The sequence below is a fragment of the Streptomyces sp. NBC_01431 genome (genome assembly GCF_036231355.1).
In the GTDB taxonomy this organism is placed as follows: Bacteria; Actinomycetota; Actinomycetes; order Streptomycetales; family Streptomycetaceae; genus Streptomyces.
Window position 1 is genome coordinate 5,072,082 of sequence record NZ_CP109496.1, and the last position, 25,144, is coordinate 5,097,225.

Genomic DNA, 25,144 nt, shown 5'->3' on the forward strand with positions numbered 1-25,144 from the left:
CCCGGGGTGGTTTGTTAGCCTGGGTGTGGCACCGGCTCGATCCAAGCCCCCGGGCCCAACCTTAGTCGCTTAGAGCGACCACTTGCCGCGAGGCGAGCATGGCGGGTCGGTGTCATTAACGTGAGCGACAGGCCCACGTCATCTGCGGATGGCGTGGGCCTGTTGTTGTTGGTGGAAGGTGGGCGGGGCCGTCGGTCCCTCGTCGGTCAATCCTCGGTCCGTCCTTGGTCCGTCCTCGGTCACTCATCGGTCCGGATCGGCGGCAGGGGCTTCCGTCGGACTGTCAATTTCTCGTATGGTGGAAATTACTTTCCGAAAAAGGGCGCCCATTATCGGCTACCAGCCAGTAGGTGCGACCATCGGATAGCGCCGCCTTGCGCCACAGCCGGGCGGCGCTGGCAACGAAGCTAGGGAAAGCAGAGGAACCCGGTCATGGCAACGGCGCCCAGCGTCTCGTACTCGATGACGGCCCGGCTGGAGGTCCCCGCGAGCGGGACCGCGGTCAGCCAGCTCACCACGGCCGTGGAGTCCTCCGGAGGCTCGGTCACCGGCCTCGACGTGACCGCCTCCGGCCACGAGAAGCTGCGCATCGACGTCACCATCGCGGCGACCTCGACCGCGCACGCGGACGAGATCGTCGACAAGCTCCGCTCGGTCGAGGGCGTCGAGGTCGGCAAGGTCTCCGACCGTACGTTCCTGATGCACCTCGGCGGCAAGATCGAGATGGCGTCCAAGCACCCCATCCGCAACCGTGACGACCTCTCGATGATCTACACCCCGGGCGTGGCCCGCGTGTGCATGGCGATCGCCGAGAACCCCGAGGACGCCCGCCGCCTCACCATCAAGCGCAACTCCGTCGCAGTCGTGACGGACGGCTCCGCGGTACTCGGCCTCGGCAACATCGGCCCGATGGCCGCGCTGCCCGTCATGGAGGGCAAGGCCGCCCTCTTCAAGCGCTTCGCCGGCATCGACGCCTGGCCGATCTGCCTGGACACCCAGGACACCGACGCCATCGTCGAGATCGTCAAGGCGATCGCCCCCGGCTTCGCGGGCATCAACCTCGAAGACATCTCCGCGCCCCGCTGCTTCGAGATCGAGGCCCGGCTGCGCGAGGCCCTCGACATCCCCGTCTTCCACGACGACCAGCACGGCACCGCGATCGTGGTGCTCGCCTCGCTGACCAACGCACTGCGCGTGGTGGGCAAGGGAATTGGGGACGTACGCGTCGTCATGTCCGGCGCCGGCGCGGCCGGTACGGCCATCCTCAAGCTGCTGCTCGCCGCCGGTGTCAAGAACGCCGTCGTCGCCGACATCCACGGCGTCGTGCACGCGGGCCGCGCCGACCTGGTCGACGCGAGCCCCGAGTCGGCGCTGCGCTGGATCGCCGACAACACCAACCCCGAGGGTCTGACCGGCACCCTCAAGGAGGCCGTCGTCGGCGCCGACGTCTTCATCGGCGTCTCCGCCCCGAACGTCCTGAACGGCGACGACGTGGCCGCCATGGCCGACGGCGCGATCGTGTTCGCGCTCGCGAACCCGGACCCCGAGGTCGACCCCGCAATCGCCCGCCAGACCGCGGCAGTTGTGGCCACCGGCCGCTCGGACTTCCCCAACCAGATCAACAACGTGCTGGTCTTCCCGGGCGTCTTCCGGGGCCTGCTGGACGCTCAGTCCCGCACTGTCAACACCGAGATGATGCTGGCCGCCGCGGGCGCGCTCGCGGACGTCGTGGCGGAGAACGAGCTCAACGCGAACTACATCATCCCGTCGGTCTTCAACGACAAGGTCGCCGGGGCCGTCGCGGGAGCCGTGCGCAACGCCGCCAAGTCCGCCGGCGCCACTGTGACGGGCCCCACGTCGGTCTGAGCTCCGGCGCGTCGCGGGATGCGGGCCAAGTAACGCCCCCTTAGGGTGGCGGACCATGACCCGCATCCGCGCCGGCAGCCTCCCGGGACTCCTCGGGGGGTCTCTCCACGCAGTGCATACGGAGTCGACGGAGCGTCACCCTGTCGAGGCAGGGGCGCTTTTCGTGTGACTCGGTGTGACTCGGGAGGGTGCCGGATTGGCTTTCCCGCCACAGGTGGGGGCAGGATGCTCCCCCAAGGACTTCGTCCAGGGGGAACCCCCAGGACACGAGGAACGTGAGAACGGACCCGGGTCCGGGGGCTGTCCGAGGGCCCTGGCAGCATCGGCTTCGATCTCACGCCTCACAGGCAAGAAGAACACGGGAGTAACAACATGAACCGCAGTGAGCTGGTGGCCGCGCTGGCCGACCGCGCCGAGGTGACCCGCAAGGACGCCGACGCCGTGCTGGCCGCTCTCGCCGAGACCGTCGGCGAGATCGTCGCCAAGGGCGACGAGAAGGTCACCATCCCCGGCTTCCTGACCTTCGAGCGCACCCACCGTGCCGCTCGTACCGCTCGTAACCCGCAGACCGGCGACCCGATCAACATCCCGGCCGGTTACAGCGTGAAGGTCTCCGCGGGCTCGAAGCTCAAGGAAGCCGCCAAGGGCAAGTAAGCGTCCTTCGCTCTGCAAGGTCGCTTAGCAGCAACACTGAGGGCGGCCACCCTGTCTCCACAGGGTGGCCGCCCTTTGCGTTGCGCCAGGAACCCCGGCTGCGGACCGTGCGTGGCTGGTCGCGCAGTTCCCCGCGCCCCTGACAGCGCTGGTGCCGGCCCGCAGGGGTCTGGGGCGAAGTCCCAGCAGGGTTAGACCAACGAACCGTTCGGAAGCTCGACCTTGGCCCCCAGGCTCTCCAGCTTCTCCATGAAGTTCTCGTAGCCGCGGTTGATCAGGTCGATGCCGTGGACGCGCGAGGTGCCCTGCGCCGCCAGGGCCGCGATCAGGTACGAGAAGCCGCCCCGGAGGTCCGGGATGACCAGATCGGCGCCCTGGAGCTTGGTGGGGCCGCTCACGACCGCGGAGTGCAGGAAGTTGCGCTGGCCGAAGCGGCAGTCCGAGCTGCCCAGGCACTCGCGGTACAGCTGGATGTGCGCGCCCATCTGGTTCAGGGCCGAGGTGAAGCCGAGCCGGGACTCGTACACCGTCTCGTGGACGATGGACAGGCCGGTGGCCTGCGTGAGGGCGACGACCAGCGGCTGCTGCCAGTCGGTCTGGAAACCCGGGTGCACGTCCGTTTCGAGGGCGATGGACTTGAGCGAGCCGCCGGGGTGCCAGAAGCGGATGCCCTCGTCGTCGATCTCGAAGGCGCCGCCGACCTTCCGGTAGGTGTTCAGGAACGTCATCATCGAGCGCTGCTGGGCGCCGCGGACGTAGATGTTGCCTTCGGTCGCCAGCGCGGCGGACGCCCAGGAGGCGGCCTCCAGACGGTCCGAGAGGGCGCGGTGGGTGTAGCCGCCGAGGCTGTCGACACCGGTGACGCGGATGGTCCGGTCGGTGTCCATGGCGATGATCGCGCCCATCTTCTGCAGCACGCAGATGAGGTCCTCGATCTCCGGCTCGACCGCGGCGTTGGAGAGTTCGGTCACGCCCTCCGCGAGTACGGCGGTCAGCAGCACCTGCTCGGTCGCGCCGACCGACGGGTACGGCAGCGTGATCTTGCAGCCGCGAAGCCGCTGCGGGGCCTCCAGGTACTGGCCGTCCGCGCGCTTCTCGATGGTCGCGCCGAACTGGCGGAGCACCTCGAAATGGAAGTCGATGGGCCGGCCGCCGATGTCGCAGCCGCCGAGGCCCGGGATGAAGGCGTGGCCGAGCCGGTGGAGCAGCGGGCCGCACAGCAGGATCGGAATCCGCGAGGAACCCGCGTGCGCGTCGATGTCGGCGACGTTGGCGGACTCGACGTGGGAGGGGTCGAGGATCAGCTCGCCCGGCTCCTCGCCGGGGCGCACCGTCACGCCGTGCAGCTGCAACAGGCCCCGTACGACGCGGACGTCGCGGATGTCGGGCACGTTGCGCAGTCTGCTCGGGCCGCTGCCGAGCAGCGCGGCGACCATCGCCTTCGGCACGAGGTTCTTCGCGCCGCGGACGCGGATCTCGCCCGTGAGCGGGGTGCCGCCGTGGACAAGCAGTACATCGTCTGTGCCGGTCATGAATCTCGCGTTCCGGAGTGGTCGGGCAAGGGGCAGGGGTAAAGGGTAAGGGGCTTTCACCCCTGCCCCATAAGGCCAAGGACGGTTCACGTGTGTAATGAATTCGCTACAGCACGCTCCGCGCAGGGACTCCTGCGGAGGGTCACCGGGCGCCTCCCGGCGCCGGGGCGCGGATCGCGGGGCTCAAAAACGCCGTGCGCCCCATTGCTGCCGTGCGCCCATCCGTCACCCTGCCACCGCCCCCCAACGACGCGCTTGGCGCGGCACCTTGTCTCCCGTACGGGCCGGTTATGCGGGATCATGTCGGCATGACCGAGGTGTCCTCGCTCACAGGGCGGCTGCTCGTCGCCACTCCCGCCCTCGCGGACCCGAACTTCGACCGGGCGGTGGTGCTGCTCCTCGACCACGACGAGGAGGGCACGCTCGGCGTGGTCCTCAACCGGCCGACACCGGTCGGTGTCGGCGACATCCTGGAATCCTGGGCGGGCCTCGCGGGCGAACCCGGGGTGGTGTTCCAGGGCGGTCCCGTATCGCTGGACTCGGCCCTCGGCGTGGCCGTGATCCCGGGCGACGAGGGCCCGCTGGGCTGGCGGCGGGTGTACGGGGCGATCGGCCTGGTCGACCTGGAGGCCCCGCCGGAACTGCTCGCCGCGGCGCTCGGCTCGCTGCGGATCTTCGCCGGGTACGCGGGCTGGGGGCCGGGGCAGCTGGAGGACGAACTGACGGACGGCGCCTGGTACGTGGTCGAGTCGGAGCCCGGCGACGTCTCGTCCCCGGAGCCGGAGAGCCTGTGGCGGGCGGTGCTGCGCCGCCAGCGCAGCGAGCTCGCGATGGTCGCCACCTACCCGGACGATCCCTCGCTCAACTGACGCCCCGGCGACACCCTGCCGCCCAATCCGGTTGCTTTCAGTACCCTTGGTGGTCATGAGCACTCTTGAGCCCGAGCGCGGGGCAGGTACGGGGACCCTCGTAGAGCCGACACCCCAGGTGTCGAACGGCGACGGCGACCACGAGCGCTTCGCCCACTACGTCCAGAAGGACAAGATCATGGCGAGCGCGCTCGACGGTACGCCCGTCGTCGCGCTCTGCGGCAAGGTCTGGGTGCCGGGGCGCGACCCGAAGAAGTACCCGGTCTGCCCGATGTGCAAGGAGATCTACGAGTCCATGGGCGCCGGTGGCGACAAGGACAAGGGCGGCAAGGACAAGAAGTAGGTCCGGGACCAGCGGTAGGTCCGGGAGCTGCGGCAGGCCCGGACAGGTGGTAGGTCCGGACGGGCGGTGGTTGGCCACCGCGGAACGGCCCCCGGGGTGTGCGTCACGCACACCCCGGGGGCCGTTCCGCGTGTGCGGGGTTGTCCAGACCTCTTGCCGCGGGCTTTGCCCGCGCCATAGCCTCCTCCGTGTTGCGCAGTATGCGAAACGCTCGTTGCGTATGTTGCAACGATCGGGGGTCACTCCACCCCGGAGGGTCTCGGGAAGGGGCGGGGTGGGGAAGGACAAAGCCGCACCCCCGCGTCGCCGCACGAAAGGACATCCCGATGGACCTCGACAGCCTCATCCCCGCGCCCACCACCATCCGCACCGACGGCCCCGCCCCCGCCCACCGCCGCCTCGCCCCCCACACCACCCTCCACACCGCCCCCGGCACCGAAGCCCTCGCGAGCCTGCTTCGAGGGACGATCGGCGCGGCGACCGGACTCGCGCTGCCCGACGGTGACGCCGAGCCGCACAGCATCGTGCTGCGCGTCAGCCCCGAGGTCGCCGGGCGGCACGGTCCGGAGGGCTACCGGCTCTCGACGGACGGCTCCGTCGACGACGTCGCCGTACTCATCGAGGGCGGCACCGCGGCCGGCGTGTTCCGCGGCATGCAGACGCTCCGCCAACTGCTCGGCCCCGACGCCTTCCGGCGCGCCCCGCTGGAGAGCGGGCGGGCCTGGGAGCTGCCCGAGGTCACCGTCGAGGACGGCCCCCGCTTCGGCTGGCGAGGGCTCATGCTCGACGTCTCACGGCACTTCATGCCGAAGGACGGCGTGCTGCGCTATCTCGACCTCATCGCCGCCCACAAGCTCAACGTCTTCCACTTCCACCTCACCGACGACCAGGGCTGGCGGATCGAGATCAAGCGCTACCCCAAGCTCACCGAGGTCGGCGCGTGGCGCAGCCGTACCAAGTGGGGACACCGCGCGTCGCCGCTGTGGGACGAGAAGCCGCACGGGGGTTACTACACCCAGGACGACATCCGCGAGATCGTCGCGTACGCCGCCGAGCGGCACATCCGCGTCGTCCCCGAGATCGACATCCCGGGCCACTCGCAGGCCGCCATCGCCGCGTACCCCGAACTCGGCAACACCGATGTCATCGACACCGCCTCTCTCGGCGTCTGGGACACCTGGGGCGTCAATCCGAACGTACTCGCCCCCACTGACAACACCCTCCGCTTCTACGAAGGGGTGTTGGAGGAGGTGCTTGAGCTGTTCCCCGAGGACACCTCGCCGTTCATCCACATCGGCGGCGACGAGTGCCCCAAGGAGCAATGGCAGAAGTCGGACGTCGCGCAAAGCCGCATCCGTGAGCTCGGGCTCGCCGGCGAGAACGAGCTCCAGTCCTGGATCATCCGGCACTTCGACACCTGGCTCAGCGTCCGCGGGCGCCGCCTCATCGGCTGGGACGAGATCCTGGAGGGCGGCCTCGCCCCCGGCGCGGCCGTGTCCTCCTGGCGCGGCTACGGCGCCGGGATCGCCGCCGCCGAGGCCGGCCACGACGTCGTCATGTGCCCCGAGCAGCACGTGTATCTGGACCACCGTCAGGCCGGCGGAGAGAACGAACCCATGCCCATCGGGTACGTACGGACCCTGGAGGACGTCTACCGCTTCGAGCCCGTGCCGCCGCGGCTCACCCCCGAGGCGGCGGCCCGTGTGCTGGGCGCCCAGGCCAATGTGTGGACCGAGGTGATGGAGAACCAGGCCCGCGTCGACTACCAGGTGTTCCCCCGTCTCGCCGCTTTCGCCGAGGTGGCCTGGAGCGCCCTGCCCGCGCCCGCCGACCGGGACTTCGCAGCCTTCGAACGCCGAATGACCGCCCACTACCGGCGCCTTGACGCGCTCGGCGTCGACTACCGGCCGCCCACCGGTCCGTTGCCGTGGCAGCAGCGCCCCGGAGTGATCGGACGCCCGATCGAGGGGGCGCCCCCAAACAGGTGAGCCCGGCGCCAAGGCGGTGCCCGGCGGCCGTCGCTCTGGGAACCTTGCCCCCGGCCACGGCCGCCCCGCCCGTCTGGAGGGCACCGTGGCCACCCCCGGCGTGCGGAACACGGCGTACCGCATAAGTCGTACAAGGCTTGTGAAACCGGAACATTCCCCAGGTCGGGGACGGAAGTGTGCTTCGTGGACCCTCCCGTCGGCCGGTCCGGAAGATGTGCCAGAGTTGCCACGTCCGGGTTGTGAGCACGTACGGTACGGCCATCAGCAGGTGGCTACAGACGGCACAGTCGGTACGGCCGGGACACCGGGAAGGGGCAGCTGGGTTGACCACGCACGCACCGCAGGCGACGCAGTCGGTGACGCTGCCGGCCTCGCTCGACGAGGCCGTGGCGGCTCTCGCGGCCATGCCTGCCGCCGTGCCCGTCGCGGGCGGAACCGATCTGATGACGGCCGTGAACCGGGGCCTGCTGCGCCCCGCGGGCCTGGTCGGACTCGGCCGGATCAACGAGATCCGCGGCTGGCAGTACCAGGACGGCCACGCCCTCCTCGGCGCCGGTCTCACCCACGCCCGGATGGGGCGCCCGGATTTCGCGGCGCTCATCCCGGCGCTCGCGGCGGCCGCGCGCGCCGCCGGGCCCCCGCAGATCCGCAACGCCGGCACCCTCGGCGGCAACATCGCCTCCGCCGCCCCGACCGGCGACGCGCTGCCCGTGCTCGCCGCGCTCGAAGCCACCCTCGTCATCGCGGGCCCCGAAGGAGTCCGGCGTGAGATTCCCGTGTCGCACCTCCTGGCCGGCCGGGACCTGCTCGCTCCGGCCGAGTTGATCGGGTACGTCCGGGTGCCGCTGCTGCACGCCCCGCAGGTCTTCCTCAAGGCGACCGGGCGCACCGGCCCCGGCCGCGCCACCGCGTCGGTCGCCGTCGTCCTCGACCCGGCCCGGCGCGGCGTGCGCTGCGCGGTCGGCGCCATCGCGCCGATGCCGCTGCGGCCCCTGGAGGCCGAGGGCTGGATCGCCTCGCTGATCGACTGGGACGGCGAGCGCGCGGCCCTCGCGCCGGAGGCGCTGGGCGCGTTCGGCGAGTACGTGGCCGCCGCGTGCATCCCGGACCCGGAGCCCGGCGCGGACGGGACACCGGCCCCGCCGCTCTCGCCCGCCGTACTGCACCTGCGGCGCACGGTCGCCGCGCTGGCCCGACGAGCGCTGGGGAGGGCACTGTCGTGACCGACCGCACCAACGACCACGAGCGCGAGAACGAGCACGGCTACGGCCAAGTGCCCCGGCACGGCGGCTGGGAGCCGGTTCCGCACGGTGGCGAGTACGAGCCCGACGCCACCGCCTTCGTGCAGCTGCCCCCGGACATGGACCTGATGGGCGCCCCGCTGGCGGCGCCCGGCCACGGATACGTACCGCCGATGATCGTGCCGCTCACCCCGGCCGCGGCGACGGATCCGGCGTCGACCGGCATCTGGCGCCTCCCGGCCGAACTGACCGAGCAGGGCGCGTCCGGCACCGATCCGGTGCAGGGCGCGCAGACGGTGGTGTGGCCGGAGCCCGCCGCGTCGGCTCCCACCCCCGCGACCCCGTCCGAGCCCGCGCACGACCCGACCGCGACGGCGCAGTGGAACTTCGCCGACGAGCCCTCGCTCGCGGGCACCGGCCAGTGGACGATCCCCGTCGCCGAGGGCGAACTCCCGGAGGAATCGGGCGAGTTCACCACCTCCTCGCTGATCGAGCAGTGGGGCTCGACACCGCCCGCCACCCTGCCCGGCGGCGCGCCCGCGCCCTGGGCCAACCAGCTTCCCGAGCCGGAGCCCGAGCCGGAGCCCGTCCAGGAAGCGGCTCCCGCGCCCGCCGCCGAGTTTCCGGACGAACGAGATGTAACGGACGTACGAGGCGGACGGGACGGGCAGGGCGCATCGGCGGCAGCACCGCCAAAAGCTCCGGACGTGCCGGGCCTGTCGGTCGTACCGGACCCGGTGGACCCGGCGACGCGGGCCGACGCGGCACCGGCCGCCGCCCTCCCCCTTCCCGAGCCCGAGCCCGAAGGCGGCCCTGCCGCCCTGCCCGGCCCGCAGCCCGTGACGGGACCGGAGGCGCCGCAAGCACCACAGGCGCCGACCGCCGTCGAGGCTGCCGCGCCCGATCCGGTGGCCGAGGAGCCCGTCTCCGCGACCGCGGACTCGATCGCGGCCGAGGGGGCCGAAGCGACCGAAGCCCCCGGGCCGGCCTCCGGCACGCAGTCCCTGCCCGCTCCCGACCTCGAACACCCCCGCGCCTCCTACGTGTTGCGGGTCAACGGCGCCGACCGGCCCGTCACCGAGGCCTGGGTCGGCGAGTCGCTGCTCTACGTGCTGCGCGAGCGCCTCGGCCTCGCGGGAGCCAAGGACGGCTGCTCGCAGGGTGAGTGCGGGGCCTGCAACGTCCAGGTGGACGGGCGGCTCGTCGCCTCCTGCCTGGTGCCCGCGGCGACCGCCGCGGGCAGTGAGGTCCGTACCGTCGAGGGACTCGCCACCGACGGCGAACCCTCCGACGTCCAGCGGGCGTTGGCCGAGAGCGGCGCCGTGCAGTGCGGCTTCTGCATCCCCGGCATGGCCATGACCGTCCACGACCTGCTCGAAGGCAACCACGCTCCCACCGAGCTGGAGACCCGCCAGGCGCTCTGCGGCAACCTGTGCCGCTGCTCCGGCTACCGTGGCGTGCTCGACGCGGTGAAGGACGTCGTGGCGGGCCGCGAGGCGGCCGGGGCGGCCCACGCCGAAGAGGCCCGCATTCCGCACCAGGCACCCCCCGGGGCCGGCAGCGCCAGGTCCCCGCACACGCACGACGGAGGCATGGCGTGAGCAACGACGCAGCCACCGCGACGGTCGACGGCGCCACCCCGGTGGCGGGGCCGGAGCAGCCGCCCGCGCACGGCATCGGCGCGCCGCTCGCGCCCGCCGACGCGCGGGCCAAGACCGAGGGCACCTTCCCGTACGCGGCCGACCTGTGGGCCGAGGGCCTGCTGTGGGCGGCGGTCCTGCGCGCCCCGCACGCGTACGCCCGCATCGTGTCCATCGACACCTCGGCCGCCGCCGCCATGCCCGGCGTACGGGCCGTGGTGACCCATGCCGACGTGCCGGGCGACCCGGCGTTCGGGCGCCGCATCGCCGACCGGCCCGTCTTCGCGGCCGAGTTCGTACGCCACCACGGCGAGCCCATCGCCGCCGTGGCCGCCGACCACCCCGACACCGCTCGCCTCGCGGCCGCCGCGATCGCGGTCGAGTACGAGGTGCTCGAACCGGTCACCGACCCGGAGAAGGCGTTTGCGGCTGAGCCGCTGCACCCCGACGGCAACCTGGTCCGCCACATCCCGCTCCAGTTCGGCGACCCGGAGATCACCGGTGACGTCGTGGTGGAGGGCCTGTACCGGATCGGCCGCCAGGACCCGGCGCCGATCGGCGCCGAAGCGGGCCTCGCGGTGCCCCGGCCCGACGGCGGCGTCGAGCTGTACACCGCGTCCACCGACCCGCACACCGACCGCGATCTGGCCGCCGCCTGCTTCGGCCTGGAGCCGGACCGGGTGAAGGTCGTCGTCACCGGCGTGCCCGGCGCGACCGGCGACCGCGAGGACCTCGGCTTCCAACTCCCGCTGGGGCTACTGGCGTTGAAGACGGGCTGCCCGGTCAAGCTGACCGCGACCCGCGAGGAGTCGTTCCTCGGCCACGCCCACCGTCACCCCACGCTGCTTCGCTACCGCCACCACGCGGACGCCGAGGGCCGCCTCGTCAAGGTCGAGGCGCAGATCCTGCTCGACGCGGGCGCCTACGCCGAGGCCTCCTCCGAATCGCTGGCCGCCGCCGTCGCGTTCGCGTGCGGCCCCTACGTCGTGCCGCACGCCTTCGTCGAGGGGTGGGCGGTGCGCACCAACAACCCGCCGTCCGGGCACGTCCGGGGCGAGGGCGCGATGCAGGTGTGCGCGGCCTACGAAGGCCAAATGGACAAGCTGGCGACGAAGTTGGGCATGGACCCGGCCGAGCTGCGGTTGCGCAACGTGCTCGCGACCGGCGACCTGCTGCCCACCGGCCAGACGGTGACCTGCCCGGCCCCGGTCGCCGAACTCCTGGGCGCGGTAAGGGACTTCCCGCTTCCCGTGCTGCCGAAGGACGCGCCCGAGGACGACTGGCTGCTGCCGGGCGGACCCGAGGGCGCGGGCGAGCCGGGTGCCGTCCGCCGCGGCGTGGGCTACGCGCTCGGCATGGTCCACATGCTCGGCGCCGAGGGCACCGACGAGGTCTCCACGGCCACGGTCAAGGTCCACGACGGGGTTGCCACGGTCATCTGCGCGGCCGTCGAGACCGGCCAGGGCTTCACCACCCTGGCCCGCCAGATCGTCCAGGAGACCCTGGGCATCGAAGAGGTCCACGTGGCGCCCGTCGACACCGACCAGCCCCCGGCGGGCCCCGCCACGCACGGCCGCCACACCTGGGTGTCGGGCGGCGCGGTGGAGCGTGCGGCCAAGATGGTCCGCACCCAGCTGCTCCAGCCCCTGGCGCACAAGTTCGGCATGTCGACCGAGCTGCTCCAGATCGCCGACGGCAAGATCACGTCGTACGACGGCGTGCTGTCGACCACCGTCACCGAGGCGATGGACGGCAAGGAGCTCTGGGCCACCGCGCAGTGCCGACCGCACCCCACCGAGCCGCTGGACGAGACGGGCCAGGGCGACGCGTTCGTGGGCCTGGCGTTCTGCGCGATTCGCGCGGTGGTCGACGTGGACATCGAGCTCGGCTCGGTGCGCGTGGTCGAACTCGCCGTCGCCCAGGACGTCGGCCGCGTCCTGAACCCCCGTCAGCTCGCGGCCCGCATCGAGGCGGGCGTCACGCAGGGCGTGGGCGCCGCCCTGACCGAGAACCTGCGCACCGTACGCGGCCGGATCCGCCACCCCGACCTCACCGGCTACGCGCTGCCCACCTCCCTGGACACCCCCGACATCCGCATCGTGAAGCTGGTCGAGGAGCGGGACGTGGTGGCCCCGTTCGGCGCGAAGGCGGCGAGCGCGGTCCCGGTCGTCACCTCCCCGGCCGCCATCGCCTCCGCGGTCCGCGCCGCGACGGGCCGCCCGGTCAACCGCCTCCCGATCCGCCCGCAGGCGGCGGTGGCCCAGCAGCCGTAGCCCAACGGCCAACAGGGCGGACCCCGTTGAGGAGTCCGCCCTGCTGGTGCCCCACGCGGGGCCGCGGAGACCGTGGCGGGAATCGAACCCGCGTAACTCGCTTTGCAGGCGAGCCCCTGAACCACTCGGGCACACGGTCATGTGCTGGTGCGTCGCGACGACCGTAGGCCGGGGCGCGGGGGAGAGGGAAGGGAAACCGGCGGGCCGCAACGCGACTGCCATGTGGCGTTCACGGTCGTACGACCGTCGACCGAGCCCGAGACGCCCTCGCCTTCTCCGCTTCTTCTTGACGAGCCTGTTCGCCATGGTCGTGGCCGGCCAGCGGACCGACCGCCGCGGACCGCTCGGGGCGCTCGCCGTCGCCGGCATGGGCGTGGGCGGGAACCCGTATGACACCGCGCGGTACCACGCGGTACCGTCGCCCCATGGCTGGTCTCAACGTCAGGTTCACCGAAGAAGAGCTCACTGCCCTGCGCGAGCGCGCGGAGGCCGAGGGAAGCAGCATGCAGGCCTTCGTGCACGAAGCGGTCATGCGGGCCATCAACGAACGCTCCCGGCTGTTCAACGAGGCGGCCGACCACGTGCTGAAGGCCAGCGCCGAGCTGAACCGGAGGCTCGCCTGATGCACTACCTCACGCTGCCCGAGCTGCTCGGTCTCGCGCAGCGGCTTGAGGCCGACGAAGTGCGCGACTACGGGCTCCTCGACTCGGCCCTGGCGCGCCCACAGTCCAGCGTGTTCGGTCAGGACGCCTATCCGGACGTCTGGCAGAAGGCGGCGTCCCTCATGGAGTCGCTGGCGCGCAATCACGGCCTCGTGGACGGGAACAAGCGCATCGCCTGGTACGCGACCTGGGTGTTCCTGCACCTGAACGGCCATCGGCTCGACGCGGACTTCGACGTGGACGAAGCGGAGCGGTTCGTCCTTGACGTCTGCCAGGGCATGCTCGACGTCCCCAAGACCGCCGAGCAGCTGCCGCGCTTCGCACGCTGAACCGCCCGGCCTGCTCGCGCTGTGAAGCGGGTCTCAACCCGGGCCCGCCCGGGGGCGTTCCGCCGGGGTCGGCCGGCGCGCGCCGGTAGGGTGGCCCGGTTGTCGTACGTAAGGCAGCCCCGCCGGGTCCGCCCGGATGCCCGTGACCCCGTACACCGAGAGACCCGAACCGGAGACCGTGACTACTACCGCCTCCCACCACCTCTCACCCGCCTTCCCCGGCCGGGCCCCCTGGGGCACCGCCAACAAGCTGCGCGCCTGGCAGCAGGGCGCCCTGGAGAGGTACGTCCAGGAGCAGCCGCGCGACTTCCTCGCCGTCGCGACGCCCGGCGCCGGCAAGACGACCTTCGCGCTGACGCTCGCGTCCTGGCTGCTGCACCACCACGTGGTGCAGCAGATCACCGTCGTCGCGCCGACCGAGCACCTCAAGAAGCAGTGGGCGGACGCGGCGGCCCGCGTCGGCATCAAGCTCGACCCGGACTACAGCGCCGGCCCGCTCAGCAGGGAGTACCACGGCGTAGCCGTCACCTACGCCGGTGTCGGCGTGCGCCCGATGCTGCACCGCAACCGCTGCGAGCAGCGCAAGACCCTGGTGATCCTCGATGAGATCCACCACGCCGGTGACTCGAAGTCCTGGGGTGAAGCCTGTCTGGAGGCCTTCGACCCGGCCACCCGGCGGCTCGCGCTCACCGGCACCCCCTTCCGCTCCGACACCAACCCGATCCCCTTCGTCACGTACGAGGAGGGCAACGACGGCATCCGGCGGTCCTCCGCCGACTACACCTACGGCTACGGCAACGCGCTCGCCGACGGCGTGGTGCGGCCCGTCATATTCATGAGCTACAGCGGCAACATGCGCTGGCGCACCAAGGCCGGTGACGAGATCGCCGCCCGGCTCGGCGAGCCCATGACGAAGGACGCCATCTCGCAGGCCTGGCGCACCGCGCTCGATCCGCGCGGCGACTGGATGCCCAACGTGCTCCGGGCCGCCGACCAGCGGCTCACCGAAGTCAGGAAGGCCATCCCGGACGCCGGCGCCCTCGTCATCGCCTCCGACCAGGACTCCGCCCGCGCCTACGCCAAGCTGATCCGCGAGATCACCGGCAGCAGGGCGACCGTGGTGCTCTCCGACGACACCGGAGCGTCCAAGCGGATCGATGAGTTCAGCGAGGGCGACGACCGCTGGATGGTCGCCGTCCGCATGGTGTCCGAGGGCGTCGACGTGCCCCGGCTCGCCGTCGGCGTGTACGCCACCACCATTTCGACCCCGCTCTTCTTCGCCCAGGCCGTCGGCCGTTTCGTACGTTCCAGGCGGCGCGGCGAGACCGCGTCCGTTTTCCTCCCCACCATTCCCATGCTCCTCGGCTTCGCCAACGAGATGGAGGTCGAGCGCGACCACGTGCTCGACAAACCGAAGAAGGACGGGGAGGAAGACCCGTACGCCGAGTCCGAGCAGGAAATGGACGACGCGAACAAGCAGCAGGACGAGGACACCGGGGAGCAGGACATGCTTCCCTTCGAGGCTCTCGAATCCGATGCCGTCTTCGACCGGGTCATGTACAACGGTGCCGAATTCGGCATGCAGGCCCACCCGGGAAGCGAGGAGGAGCAGGACTACCTCGGCATTCCGGGCCTCCTTGAACCCGACCAGGTACAGATGCTGCTGCAGAAGCGCCAGGCCAGGCAGATCGCGCACAGCCGCCAGAAGCCGGCCGAGCAGGCCGACCTCCTGGAGATGCCGGCCGAGCGGCGGCCGGTCGTCTCGCACAAGGAACTGCTCGAACTCCGCAAGTCGCTGAACACGATGGTCGGCGCGTACGTCCACCAGAGCGGCAAGCCGCACGGCGTCATCCACACCGAGCTGCGCCGGGTCTGCGGCGGGCCGCCGAGCGCGGAGGCCACGGCCGGCCAGCTGCGCGAGCGCATCAAGAAGGTCCAGGAGTGGGCCACCCGCATGAAGTAGCACCGCGTACGGAAACGGGGCCCGGTGTGCGTTTTCCGGGCCCCGTTTGCGTTCCCGGAGGAACGGGACGCGTACGAGGACCGGCCCCCACGGACGGCCCCCGGACGACCGCCACAGTAATGTCCCGGTAAATCCGTGCCGACCGCCCAAGGTCCCGGGTGACTCGGACTTTGGTCCCGAAGGTGATCGAACAGGGACCAAATTCGATGTTTGAGGCGCCTATTCGCCTCGCTGCCGGGCCCACTTTTGCTCATTGCGCGGGACGGGGAATTCCGCTCACGCCCGGATTCTGGACGAGGTCTTCCGCTGAGCGGTGTCCGCTCGCTACTGTCCCCGCCATGCAAACGCCCCGTGGCAGCGTCGCCTCGGAGCGCAGCCGGTGCCATGGCCTGCCGGCGGCCTCTCCGCGCGTCGCCAACGGGACCGGTGGCGACGACGCCGTGAGAAAGCCGCCAGCGACTCACCACTTAAGGAGTGGGCGTCGTGACCGCGGAGACCTCCCAGACCCTCGATCGGGGACTACGTGTCCTCAAGCTGCTCGCCGACACCGACCACGGTCTGACGGTCACCGAGTTGTCGAACAAACTCGGCGTCAACCGGACGGTCGTCTACCGTCTGCTCGCCACCCTGGAGCAGCACGCCCTCGTACGACGTGACCTGGGCGGCCGCGCCCGGGTGGGGCTCGGCGTGCTGCGCCTGGGCCGCCAGGTGCACCCGCTGGTGCGCGAGGCCGCGCTGCCCGCGCTGCGGTCGCTCGCCGAGGACATAGGCGCCACGGCGCACCTCACCCTGGTCGACGGCCCGGACGCGCTCGCCGTGGCCGTGGTCGAGCCGACCTGGACCGACTACCACGTGGCCTACCGGGCCGGGTTCCGCCACCCGCTGGACCGGGGCGCGGCGGGCCGGGCGATCCTCGCGGCCCGCCAGAGCGGCGGGTCCGAACCCGGCTTCACCCTGACCCACGGCGAGCTGGAGGCCGGGGCGAGCGGCGCCGCGGCCCCGCTGGTCGGGGTCACCGGGATAGAGGGCAGCGTCGGCGTGGTGATGCTCGCCGACGCGGTGCCCGAGCGGGTGGGGCCCCGGGTGGTGGACGCCGCCAAGGAAGTCGCCGACGCCCTGCGCTGACGTGCGATCCGCCGGGCGCCCCGGGGCCGGAGGGGGCGTACGGATAGATTGGAGCCGTGCTCACTCGTCACTCCCGCCTCCGTAACCTTGCCGTAGGCGCCGCGCCGGTCGTGGCGCTGCTCGCCGTGGCCTGCTTCGCGCCGCTGCCGTTCGCGGTGGCCCAGCCGGGGCCGACCGCGAACGTGCTGGGCGACGACGGCGGCAAGCCGGTGATCACGATCTCCGGCGCGCCCACCCGCCCCACCAGCGGGCAGCTGCGGATGACCACCATCGAGGCGACCGGCCCCAAGGCCGACGTCGGCATCTCCCAGGTCGTCGACGGCTGGCTGCGCACCGACCGGGCCGTCATGCCGCGCGACTCGGTCTATCCGGGCGGCGGCAGCGAGAAGCAGATCTCCGAGCACAACCAGGCGGAGATGAAGCAGTCGCAGGACGCCGCCGCCGTCGCGGCCCTCGGCTACCTCGGCCTCAGCCCCGACAAGGTGAAGGTCGACCTGAACCTCGCGGACGTCGGCGGGCCGAGCGCCGGTCTGCTCTTCACCCTCGGCATCATCGACAAGCTGAACGGCGACGGCTCGGGCGGCGACCTGACCGGCGGCCGCAACATCGCCGGTACCGGGACGATCACCGGCGGGGGCAAGGTGGGCGCGGTCGGCGGCGTGGCCCTGAAGACCCAGGCCGCCGCCCGGGACGGCGCGACCGTCTTCCTCGTACCGAAGGAGGAGTGCTCGGACGCGCGCTCCGAACTGCCCAAGGGCTTGCGGCTGATCCCGGTGACTACGCTGAAGGGCGCGGTGTCCGCACTCCAGGCGCTGCACAAGAGCGCCCCGGTCCCGTCCTGCTGACGTCGTTGGCGTCCATGTCCTGCCAGGCCGGCAGGACGAGCGGGCTCAGCGTCGCCAGCAGGTACACCCCGCCGACCGCGAGCAGTGCGCCGCGCAGCCCCGCGCCCTCCACGAGGAAGCCCGCCGCGAGCGAGCCGAGCGGCATCGCCAGTTCGCAGCCCGCCGTGAGCACCCCGGCGACCCGGCTGCGCAGTTCGTCGGGCACCTTCTCGTAGATCACCGTCGTCAGGATCGGGTTGAGCGCGCCGCCCGCGAGTCCGGCCACCACCATCGTGACCGCCAGCGGCAGGGTGGTTCCGGTCAGCGCGGCGACCGCGTAGCGGGGCGCCCCGCACAGCAGGACGCAGACCGAGAAGACCGTACGGCGCGAGAAGCGGTGGCCGACCAGGCCGTACAGGAGCGCGCCGCACAGCCCGCCGGCCCCGAACAGTGCTGAAAGCAGGCCGAGTTGGGAGGCACCGCCCAGGTCTCGTTCGGCGTGGACCGGGAGCAGCACGGCGCCCCAGCCCTGGTCGGTGCCGTTCATCAGCATCACCATGGCGACCACCGCGAGCAGCAGCCGGGTGCGCGCCAAGTAGGCGTATCCCGCGCGCAGTTCGGTCTTGTACGTACGCAGTGAGACGGGCGGCGCGTCGTGGTGGGGCCGGGCCGCGCGCACCCCGCGCAGGCCCCACGCGACGAGCAGCGCGGAGATGGCGAAGGTGGCGCCGTCCACGAGGAGTACGGACTCGGCGCCCATCAGCGCGATGAGGACCCCGGCCAGGGCCGCGCCGGTCATCCGGGCGCCGCGCGAGACGGCGTCGTACACGCTGGCCGCGCGCGAAAGAGTCGTACCGCACTGGCGGGCGAGGTCCGGCAGGAGGACGTAGCGGGCGGTGACGCCGGGGGTGTGGGCGAGTCCGCCGAGCGCCATCAGGGCGCACAGCATCCAGAACTCCAGGAGTCCGGCGCGGTGCAGGAGCGGGATCGCGGCGACCGCCAATCCGCATACGACATCGGATCCGACGGAGATGCGGCGGCGGCCGACGCGGTCGATGACCGGGCCGCCGATCAGCGCCGAGACGACGATCGGCAGCGTCGCGCAGAAGGCGACCACGCCCGCCCTGCCCGCGCTGCCCGTGGTCTGGAGCACGAACCACGGGACGCCGATGAGGGTCAGTGAACTCCCCGTCGCGGAAACGGCGTTGGCGGTCAGTACGGCGGCGAAAGGCCTTCGGTCGCGGTGTCCCCCCGGGCCGCTCATGCGAAGCGGGCTGCTCGGCGCGGTGGCTGCTGAGTCAGACGCAGCCCCAACTCGACCAGTATCCAACCGAGTCGGGTACGCAGGCGGTGTTCGCGGGGGAGCACGGGGCGGGCGGCCGCTTCGAGTTCGGCGGTGCGCAGGCGGTGCAGCAGGAGGTGGGTATCGGGGTGCACGGCGATGGTCCCTTCAGCGGGTTTGGGAAGAGCGCGGGAAGGAGTGCAGATGGACGCGGACCTGGGCGGTGTCGGCGCCCTCGGCCGGTTCCGGGGTGATGGTGCGGTACGTCTCGATGACGGCGTGCAACTTCTCGCTGAGTTCGTGCAGTTGGGCCGCCGTGAGGTTCAGCGTGAAGTCGCTCAGGTCGCCGCTGGTGGCCCACGGTTCCGGCCAGTCGTGCTTGGTGCCGAGCCAGGTCGCCAGTTCCTGGGTGTGGATGTTGGCGATCTCGTGCATGAACAGGTCGGCCGCGCCCCGCACCTCCGGGTCCGTGCTGGTGTGCAGGTCCTCGGCGAACGAGGTGCCGTTGTGCGCGGCCTTCCACCAGCGTTCGCGGCCCTTGCCGCGCTCCGCGTCGTCCTCGACGAAGCCGTGCGCGGCGAGCTGGCGCAGGTGGTAGCTGGTGGCGCCGCTCGACTCGTTGAGCCGCTCGGCCAGTTGGGAGGCGGTGGCCGGGCCGTCGTGGCGCAGCGACTTCAGGAGCCGGATGCGCAGGGGATGGGCGAGGCCCCGCAGGGAGCGGGCGTCCAGGACACGCTCCCCGGACGCGTTCTCGGGGGGCTTGCCGCCGGGCTGCTTGTTCTCGGGCATGGCTTCACCGTAGCCGTGCAAAGAGAGTGTTGCAACGCTTTCTTTGCATCAACTTCTTTGCATGGGTTCCTTTGCATCGTGTTCTTTGCAGCACCGCCGCACCCGGCACCGGCCCGGCCCTCCCCGATGCGGCTCACCTGCCCGGCCCGGGTCAGGCGCTGCCGGGGGCCGGGTCCTTGGCCGCCTGCTCCACCAGCGGGATGATCCGCAGCGGGACCGGGTTCTCCATGACGATCGCCGTGGAGGCCCGGACGATGCCCTCGAAACCGACGACCCGGTCGATCACGCGCTGGAGATCCGCGTTGGAGCGGGCCACCAGACGGCACAGCATGTCGCCGTGCCCGGTGGTCGTGTGCAGTTCAAGGACCTCGGGCACGGAGGCCAAATGGGCGCGTACGTCGACCCCCTGGCCCTGTTTGATCTCCAGGGTGGCGAAGGCGGTCACCGGGTAGCCGAGGGCGGCCGGATCGACATCGGGCCCGAAGCCGCGAATGACCCCGTTCGACTGGAGACGGTCCAGACGCGCCTGGACCGTGCCGCGCGCCACCCCGAGCCGCCGGGACGCCTCAAGGACCCCGATCCGCGGCTCGCGCGCGAGCAGCACGATCAGACGGCCGTCCAAATGATCGATCGACATCGCAGCCTCCGGATGGTCATGATGTACAGAACGCCCTCTCATCCTGGCCATTAACTGCACAGGTTGACCAGTGAAATCGCGAACTATTGCGCAGCTTGCCGGACAGAGGGACTCTGCCGCCATGACTGAGACCCTCCATCACACCCCGGAATCCGCGCGACAGGCCGACCCCTTCCCGGTCAAGGGCATGGACGCGGTCGTCTTCGCCGTCGGCAACGCCAAGCAGGCCGCGCACTACTACTCCACGGCCTTCGGCATGAAGCTGGTCGCCTACTCGGGACCCGAGAACGGCAGCCGCGAGACCGCCAGCTACGTCCTGACCAGCGGCGCCGCCCGCTTCGTGTTCACCTCCGTCATCAAGACCGCCACCGACCGGGGCCGCTTCCTCGCCGAGCACGTCGCCGAGCACGGCGACGGCGTGGTGGACCTCGCGATCGAGGTGCCGGACGCGCGGGCCGCGTACAAGTACGCCACCGAGCACGGCGCCACCGGCCTGGAGGAGCCGCACGACGTCAGCGACGAGCACGGCACGGTCGTCCTCGCCGCCATCGCCACCTACGGCAAGACCCGGCACACGCTGGTCGAGCGCTCCGGCTACACCGGCCCCTACCTGCCCGGCTTCGTCGCCGCCGAGCCGATGGTGGAGACCCCCAAGCGCTTCTTCCAGGCGATCGACCACTGCGTCGGCAACGTCGAGCTCGGCAAGATGAACGAGTGGGTGGCGTTCTACAACAACGTCATGGGCTTCACCAACATGAAGGAGTTCGTGGGCGACGACATCGCCACCGAGTACTCCGCGCTCATGTCGAAGGTCGTCGCCGACGGCACCCTCAAGGTGAAGTTCCCGCTCAACGAGCCGGCCATCGCCAAGAAGAAGTCGCAGATCGACGAGTACCTGGAGTTCTACGGCGGCCCCGGCGTCCAGCACATCGCGCTGGCCACCAACGACATCGTCGCCTCGGTGAAGGCCATGCGGGCCGCCGGCGTGCAGTTCCTGGACACCCCCGACTCGTACTACGACACCCTCGGTGAGTGGGCCGGCGAGACCCGGGTGCCGGTCGAGACGCTGCGTGAGCTGAAGATCCTGGTCGACCGCGACGAGGACGGCTATCTGCTCCAGATCTTCACCAAGCCGGTCCAGGACCGCCCGACTGTCTTCTTCGAGATGATCGAGCGGCACGGTTCGATGGGCTTCGGCAAGGGCAACTTCAAGGCGCTCTTCGAGGCGATCGAGCGCGAGCAGGAGAAGCGCGGCAACCTCTGACCTGCAACTGGTCACACCAGCACGGTAATTGAGTTACCGTCATTAGTCTGCGGCCCCACGGACCTGACCCGTGGGGCCGCAGCACGTGGCCGGTCCTCAGCCGCGCCGGTGCGAGGGCTTGGAAGGCCTGGTCTTGCGGGGCCTGCCGGGACGGCGGCCCGTGTTCGAGTTCGACGAACTCGACGAGGAGTAGCCGGAGTTGCCGCCGGAGTCGGAGCTTTCGGAGCCCGCCTGGGCGGCGGCCGCCACATGGCCGTACATGTCCTTCGGACCGCCCTCCGGCGGCTCGCCGAGCGCCGCGAGCGCCTCCTTCGCCTGCGGCGCGAGCACCACGGAGAAGTACGGGTTGGTGAGCAGCGCGTCCTGAAGGCGGCGCCGGGCCGGAGCCGACTGTCCGAGCGCCCGCTCGATCATCCCCTGGTGGTAGGAGAACAGGGCGTTGCGCTCCCCGGATTCGGTGGCCTTCTTCGCGTGCGCCAGCCCGTCCTCCAGGTCGCCGGCCCGGTACATCGCCCACGCCAGAGCGTCCTCCGCGGCCGGGCTCGGATGCGCCCTCCACTCCGCTTCGAGCCGCTCCACCGCGGTCGGCGCCGATCCGTGGTCGGCCTCGAACCGGCCGAGCACCAAAGCGTCGTCCACCCCGTTGACGCCGTCCCGCGCGGTCAGCTCGCGCAGCTTGTCGAACCAGGTCCGGGCGTCGCCGTCCAGGCCCTGCGACTCGTACAACTCGCCCAGTTCCAGGACGTATTCGGGCCGCGGGAGGTGACTGATCGCCGCCAGGTAGTCGCGCTGGGCGTCCGTCTTGCGGCCGAGCGTCGCCTCGGCCCTGGCCCGGCCCGCCAGCGCCGCGTGGGCGGCGGGATCGGTACGCAGCGCCGCCTCGTACTGCGCAAGCGCCCCCTGCGGTTCGCCCCGCTCCCATGCCAGATCGCCCAGCGCCACCAGAGCGGCCGCCTTCTGCGGAGCCGATACGGCGTGCCCGACCGCCTCTTCGAGCAGCGCCGACGCGTCCTCGCGCCAGCCGCGCTCCCGGTACACCTCGGCCGCCCGCGTCAACGAGGCCGCGCCGCCGCGCAGATCGAGCAGTTGCTCCACCGCCTTGGCCGCGCCCTTCGCGTCACCGAGTCCGCTGTACGCCTCGATCAGCGCGGGGTACAGCGTCCAGCGGCCCGCCGCGCGGGCGCGCACCCCCTCGGCCAGCGTGCGCGCCGCCGCGTAGTCGTGCCGGGCGTTGGCGAGCGCCGCGAGCCCGATCTCCGCGTCCATGCTGTCCTTGCCGCCCTTCGGCCGCACCTCAAGGGAGCGCCGCAGCGCCCACTCGGCGCGCGGGTAGTACGACGGGTCGGCGGCCCGCGTACCCCGCTCCAGATACGCCGAGCCGAGCACCGCCCAGGACGCGTCGTCCCCCGGGTGGGTGCGCACCCAGGCGGCCCGGTCCGAGATCAGCGCCGTCAGATCGCCGACCGAGGCGGGCGCCCCCGCGGTCACCGCCGTCAGGGCCCGCGCCACCGGGCCCGGGGCGGGCGGCGGCGCCTTCGGCCCCGTGCCGTCGGGCATGATCAGCAGCACGCCGCCGACCAGCACGGCCGCGGCCAGTGCCACCAGGACGGCGCGCTTCAGGACCGGCACCGGGCCCGGCTGCCGCGCGGTCCGCTGGGCCGCGGCGGAGGCCGACAGCCAGGCCGCCCGGCGCGCCGCGTCCGTGTCCTGTTCGGTCTTAGCGATCTCCATGGCGCTCACTGTGCGTCAATATGAAGAGCGCACCGGGCCCGCCCGCCCGAGGCGGGAAAGGGTTCACACCGATGGCCCCGGATGCCAGGCTGAGGGAATGGACGATCTTCTCGAACGGCTGCGTGAGGAACTCCCGGCGGACGCCGTCATCACCGACCCCGACATCACCGGCTCCTACGCTCACGACATGGCGAGCTTCTGCGCGGCCGGCCGGCCGGCGGTGGTCGTGCTGCCCCGCACGGTCGAACAGGTCCAGCACGTCATGCGCACGGCGACGGCGCTGCGCGTGCCCGTCGTCCCGCAGGGCGCCCGCACCGGCCTGTCCGGCGCGGCCAACGCGAGCGAGGGCTGCATCGTCCTCTCGCTCGTCAAGATGGACCGCGTCCTGGAGATCAGCCCCGTCGACCGGGTCGCCGTCGTGGAACCCGGCGTCGTCAACGCCGTACTGTCGCGCCAAGTCGCCGAACTGGGGCTCTACTACCCGCCGGACCCCTCCAGTTGGGAGATGTGCACCATCGGCGGGAACGTCGGCACCGCGTCCGGCGGTCTGTGCTGCGTGAAGTACGGGGTGACCGCGGAGTACGTCCTCGGCCTTGAGGTCGTGCTCGCCGACGGGCGGCTCATGAGCACCGGCCGGCGCACCGCCAAGGGCGTCGCCGGATACGACCTGACCCGGCTGTTCGTCGGCTCCGAGGGCAGCCTCGGGATCGTCGTCAAGGCGGTGCTCGCACTCAGGCCCGCGCCGCCGCGGCAGCTCGCGCTGGCCGCCGAGTTCGCCTCGGCGTCCAACGCCTGCGCCGCCGTCGTACGGATCATGGAGCGCGGCCACACCCCGTCGCTGCTCGAACTCATGGACCGCACCACCGTCCAGGCCGTCAACCGCATGGCGAACATGGGGCTGCCCGACAGTACGGAGGCGCTGCTGCTCGCCGCCTTCGACACCCCCGACGCGGCCGCCGACCTCGCGGCCGTGGGCGAGCTGTGCACCGCCGCCGGCGCCACCGAGGTGGTCCCGGCCGAGGACGCCGCGGAATCTGAACTCCTGCTCCAGGCGCGGCGGTTGTCCCTCACTGCCCTCGAAACGATCAAATCGGCCACGATGATCGACGACGTGTGCGTTCCGCGGTCGAAGCTCGCGGCGATGCTCGAAGGAACGGCGTCGATCGCCGCCAAGTACGACCTGACCATCGGGGTCTGCGCGCACGCCGGTGACGGCAACACGCACCCCGTGGTCTGCTTCGACACCGCCGACCAGGACGAGTCGCGGCGCGCCCGCGAGTCGTTCGACGAGATCATGGCGCTGGGTCTGGAGCTCGGCGGCACCATCACCGGCGAACACGGCGTCGGCGTACTGAAGAAGGAGTGGCTGGCCCGCGAACTCGGGCCGGTGGGAGTCGAGATGCAGCGCGCGGTCAAGCACGCCTTCGACCCGCTGGGTCTGCTGAATCCGGGCAAGCTCTTCTGAGCCCGCCGTCTCACGCGCCCTCCTCCGGCCGGGACTCGTCGCCGGGCCAGGGGTCGCGCAGCCACAGGTCGTCGGCGCGGCCGCGGCCGACGGTGGGCGCGAGCAACTCGGCGAGACCGTCGTCGATGCCGAGCTGCTCGGTCTCGGAGCCCGGCGGCACCACCCGCAGCGTCCGCTCCAGCCACGCCGACACCTGCGCGGACGGTGCTTCGAGCAGCGCGTCGCCGTCCGGCGAGCTGAGCGCCATCAGGATCACGCTGCGGCCCTCGACCTTGGTCGGCCAGATCCGAACATCTCCGTGGCCGCACGGCCGGAACACCCCCTCGACCAGGAGCTCCCGGGAGAAGGTCCAGTTGACGGGGGTCTCGGAGCCGATGTGGAAGGTGACGTGCACGGCGTAGGGGTCGTCCGTGCGGTAGGTGAGCCGGGCGGGTACGGGGATGCTGCGCTCGGGCGACAGCACCAGTTTGAGCTCCAGTTCGCGTTCCACCACGGTGTGCATGAGGGCCTCTCTTTCCTTGCCGTACGGCGTTCGTACGAGGGCCCGGGAGCGGGCCGTACAGGGTGAGAGCGCGGTCCCCCGCGGTCATGACGCGACTTCGGGAAGTTTTTTCTGAAGAAATTTCCGGCGAGCCACGGCCCGGCCCGGCGGCCGGGGGTCCGGTCG

The 25,144-nt window shown here is 71.6% G+C and carries 22 protein-coding genes and 1 tRNA gene; 15 read left to right on the forward strand and 8 right to left on the reverse strand.

The window, feature by feature from the left end:
- Positions 1-432: 432 nt before the first annotated feature.
- Both OG522_RS23255 and OG522_RS23260 read left to right on the forward strand, forming a co-directional pair.
- Positions 433-1,866, forward strand: a complete 1,434-nt coding sequence (locus OG522_RS23255) for an NAD-dependent malic enzyme (RefSeq protein ID WP_329464929.1) — start codon at positions 433-435, stop codon at positions 1,864-1,866.
- A gap of 372 nt (positions 1,867-2,238) precedes the next feature.
- Positions 2,239-2,520, forward strand: a complete 282-nt coding sequence (locus OG522_RS23260) for an HU family DNA-binding protein (protein ID WP_003968811.1) — start codon at positions 2,239-2,241, stop codon at positions 2,518-2,520.
- Positions 2,521-2,711: 191 nt separating this feature from the next.
- On the opposite strand, the gene murA is transcribed toward OG522_RS23260, so the two are convergent.
- Positions 2,712-4,052 (reverse strand): UDP-N-acetylglucosamine 1-carboxyvinyltransferase, encoded by a 1,341-nt coding sequence (gene murA, locus OG522_RS23265; RefSeq protein ID WP_329464930.1) that lies wholly within the window; start codon positions 4,050-4,052, stop codon positions 2,712-2,714.
- 308 nt (positions 4,053-4,360) lie between these two features.
- Here murA and OG522_RS23270 point away from each other — a divergent pair, with 308 nt between their 5' ends.
- From OG522_RS23270 to OG522_RS23295, 6 genes are all read left to right on the forward strand, one after another.
- The gene (locus OG522_RS23270) at positions 4,361-4,921 is read left to right on the forward strand and encodes a YqgE/AlgH family protein (RefSeq protein WP_053727200.1); all 561 of its coding nucleotides are present in this window, start codon (positions 4,361-4,363) and stop codon (positions 4,919-4,921) included.
- Positions 4,922-4,976: 55 nt separating this feature from the next.
- Complete coding sequence (locus OG522_RS23275; RefSeq protein ID WP_078966510.1) at positions 4,977-5,264, forward strand: DUF3039 domain-containing protein; 288 nt, start codon at positions 4,977-4,979, stop codon at positions 5,262-5,264.
- A 326-nt stretch (positions 5,265-5,590) separates the two neighbouring features.
- Complete coding sequence (locus OG522_RS23280; RefSeq protein WP_329464931.1) at positions 5,591-7,252, forward strand: beta-N-acetylhexosaminidase; 1,662 nt, start codon at positions 5,591-5,593, stop codon at positions 7,250-7,252.
- 323 nt (positions 7,253-7,575) lie between these two features.
- Entirely contained in the window at positions 7,576-8,475 is a 900-nt protein-coding gene (locus tag OG522_RS23285) for an FAD binding domain-containing protein (protein ID WP_329464932.1), read from the forward strand.
- Positions 8,472-10,094 (forward strand): (2Fe-2S)-binding protein, encoded by a 1,623-nt coding sequence (locus OG522_RS23290; protein WP_329464933.1) that lies wholly within the window; start codon positions 8,472-8,474, stop codon positions 10,092-10,094. Before OG522_RS23285 ends, OG522_RS23290 begins: the two co-directional genes overlap by 4 nt.
- On the forward strand, positions 10,091-12,406 hold the full coding sequence (locus OG522_RS23295; protein WP_329464934.1) for a xanthine dehydrogenase family protein molybdopterin-binding subunit: 2,316 nt from the start codon (positions 10,091-10,093) through the stop codon (positions 12,404-12,406). Before OG522_RS23290 ends, OG522_RS23295 begins: the two co-directional genes overlap by 4 nt.
- A gap of 67 nt (positions 12,407-12,473) precedes the next feature.
- Here OG522_RS23295 and OG522_RS23300 read toward each other — a convergent pair.
- A tRNA-Cys gene (locus OG522_RS23300) sits at positions 12,474-12,545 on the reverse strand.
- Between the two features lie 286 nt (positions 12,546-12,831).
- On the opposite strand from OG522_RS23300, the gene OG522_RS23305 reads away from it, so the two are divergent.
- The 5 genes from OG522_RS23305 to OG522_RS23325 all read left to right on the forward strand — a co-directional run bounded on the left by OG522_RS23305 (position 12,832) and on the right by OG522_RS23325 (position 17,330).
- Positions 12,832-13,029: a plasmid mobilization protein gene (locus OG522_RS23305; protein ID WP_329464935.1), complete on the forward strand. Its 198-nt coding sequence runs from the start codon at positions 12,832-12,834 to the stop codon at positions 13,027-13,029.
- Entirely contained in the window at positions 13,029-13,397 is a 369-nt protein-coding gene (locus tag OG522_RS23310; protein WP_329464936.1) for a type II toxin-antitoxin system death-on-curing family toxin, read from the forward strand. Before OG522_RS23305 ends, OG522_RS23310 begins: the two co-directional genes overlap by 1 nt.
- 136 nt (positions 13,398-13,533) lie before the next feature.
- Complete coding sequence (locus tag OG522_RS23315) at positions 13,534-15,360, forward strand: DEAD/DEAH box helicase (protein ID WP_329464937.1); 1,827 nt, start codon at positions 13,534-13,536, stop codon at positions 15,358-15,360.
- 483 nt (positions 15,361-15,843) lie between these two features.
- Complete coding sequence (locus tag OG522_RS23320; protein WP_329464938.1) at positions 15,844-16,485, forward strand: IclR family transcriptional regulator; 642 nt, start codon at positions 15,844-15,846, stop codon at positions 16,483-16,485.
- 56 nt (positions 16,486-16,541) lie between these two features.
- Positions 16,542-17,330 (forward strand): S16 family serine protease, encoded by a 789-nt coding sequence (locus tag OG522_RS23325; protein WP_329464939.1) that lies wholly within the window; start codon positions 16,542-16,544, stop codon positions 17,328-17,330.
- On the opposite strand, the gene OG522_RS23330 is transcribed toward OG522_RS23325, so the two are convergent.
- The 4 genes from OG522_RS23330 to OG522_RS23345 form a co-directional block, all read right to left on the reverse strand.
- Positions 17,263-18,573, reverse strand: coding sequence for an MFS transporter (locus OG522_RS23330; protein ID WP_329464940.1), 1,311 nt, complete (start codon positions 18,571-18,573; stop codon positions 17,263-17,265). The two genes, OG522_RS23325 and OG522_RS23330, sit on opposite strands and share 68 nt — an antisense overlap.
- On the reverse strand, positions 18,570-18,746 hold the full coding sequence (locus OG522_RS23335; protein WP_329464941.1) for a hypothetical protein: 177 nt from the start codon (positions 18,744-18,746) through the stop codon (positions 18,570-18,572). The genes OG522_RS23330 and OG522_RS23335 overlap by 4 nt, the downstream gene beginning before the upstream one ends.
- A gap of 13 nt (positions 18,747-18,759) precedes the next feature.
- Positions 18,760-19,380, reverse strand: a complete 621-nt coding sequence (locus OG522_RS23340) for an ArsR/SmtB family transcription factor (RefSeq protein ID WP_329464942.1) — start codon at positions 19,378-19,380, stop codon at positions 18,760-18,762.
- Positions 19,381-19,531: 151 nt separating this feature from the next.
- The gene (locus OG522_RS23345) at positions 19,532-20,017 is read right to left on the reverse strand and encodes an Lrp/AsnC family transcriptional regulator (RefSeq protein ID WP_329464943.1); all 486 of its coding nucleotides are present in this window, start codon (positions 20,015-20,017) and stop codon (positions 19,532-19,534) included.
- Positions 20,018-20,138: 121 nt separating this feature from the next.
- Here OG522_RS23345 and hppD point away from each other — a divergent pair, with 121 nt between their 5' ends.
- On the forward strand, positions 20,139-21,281 hold the full coding sequence (gene hppD / locus OG522_RS23350) for a 4-hydroxyphenylpyruvate dioxygenase (RefSeq protein ID WP_329464944.1): 1,143 nt from the start codon (positions 20,139-20,141) through the stop codon (positions 21,279-21,281).
- A 96-nt stretch (positions 21,282-21,377) separates the two neighbouring features.
- Here hppD and OG522_RS23355 read toward each other — a convergent pair whose 3' ends face one another.
- A complete protein-coding gene (locus OG522_RS23355; protein ID WP_329464945.1) occupies positions 21,378-23,012 on the reverse strand; it encodes a tetratricopeptide repeat protein in 1,635 nt (544 codons plus the stop codon).
- Between the two features lie 97 nt (positions 23,013-23,109).
- On the opposite strand from OG522_RS23355, the gene OG522_RS23360 reads away from it, so the two are divergent.
- Positions 23,110-24,477, forward strand: a complete 1,368-nt coding sequence (locus tag OG522_RS23360) for an FAD-binding oxidoreductase (RefSeq protein ID WP_329464946.1) — start codon at positions 23,110-23,112, stop codon at positions 24,475-24,477.
- 10 nt (positions 24,478-24,487) lie between these two features.
- Here OG522_RS23360 and OG522_RS23365 read toward each other — a convergent pair whose 3' ends face one another.
- Positions 24,488-24,979: an SsgA family sporulation/cell division regulator gene (locus tag OG522_RS23365; RefSeq protein WP_329464947.1), complete on the reverse strand. Its 492-nt coding sequence runs from the start codon at positions 24,977-24,979 to the stop codon at positions 24,488-24,490.
- Positions 24,980-25,144: the final 165 nt, after the last annotated feature.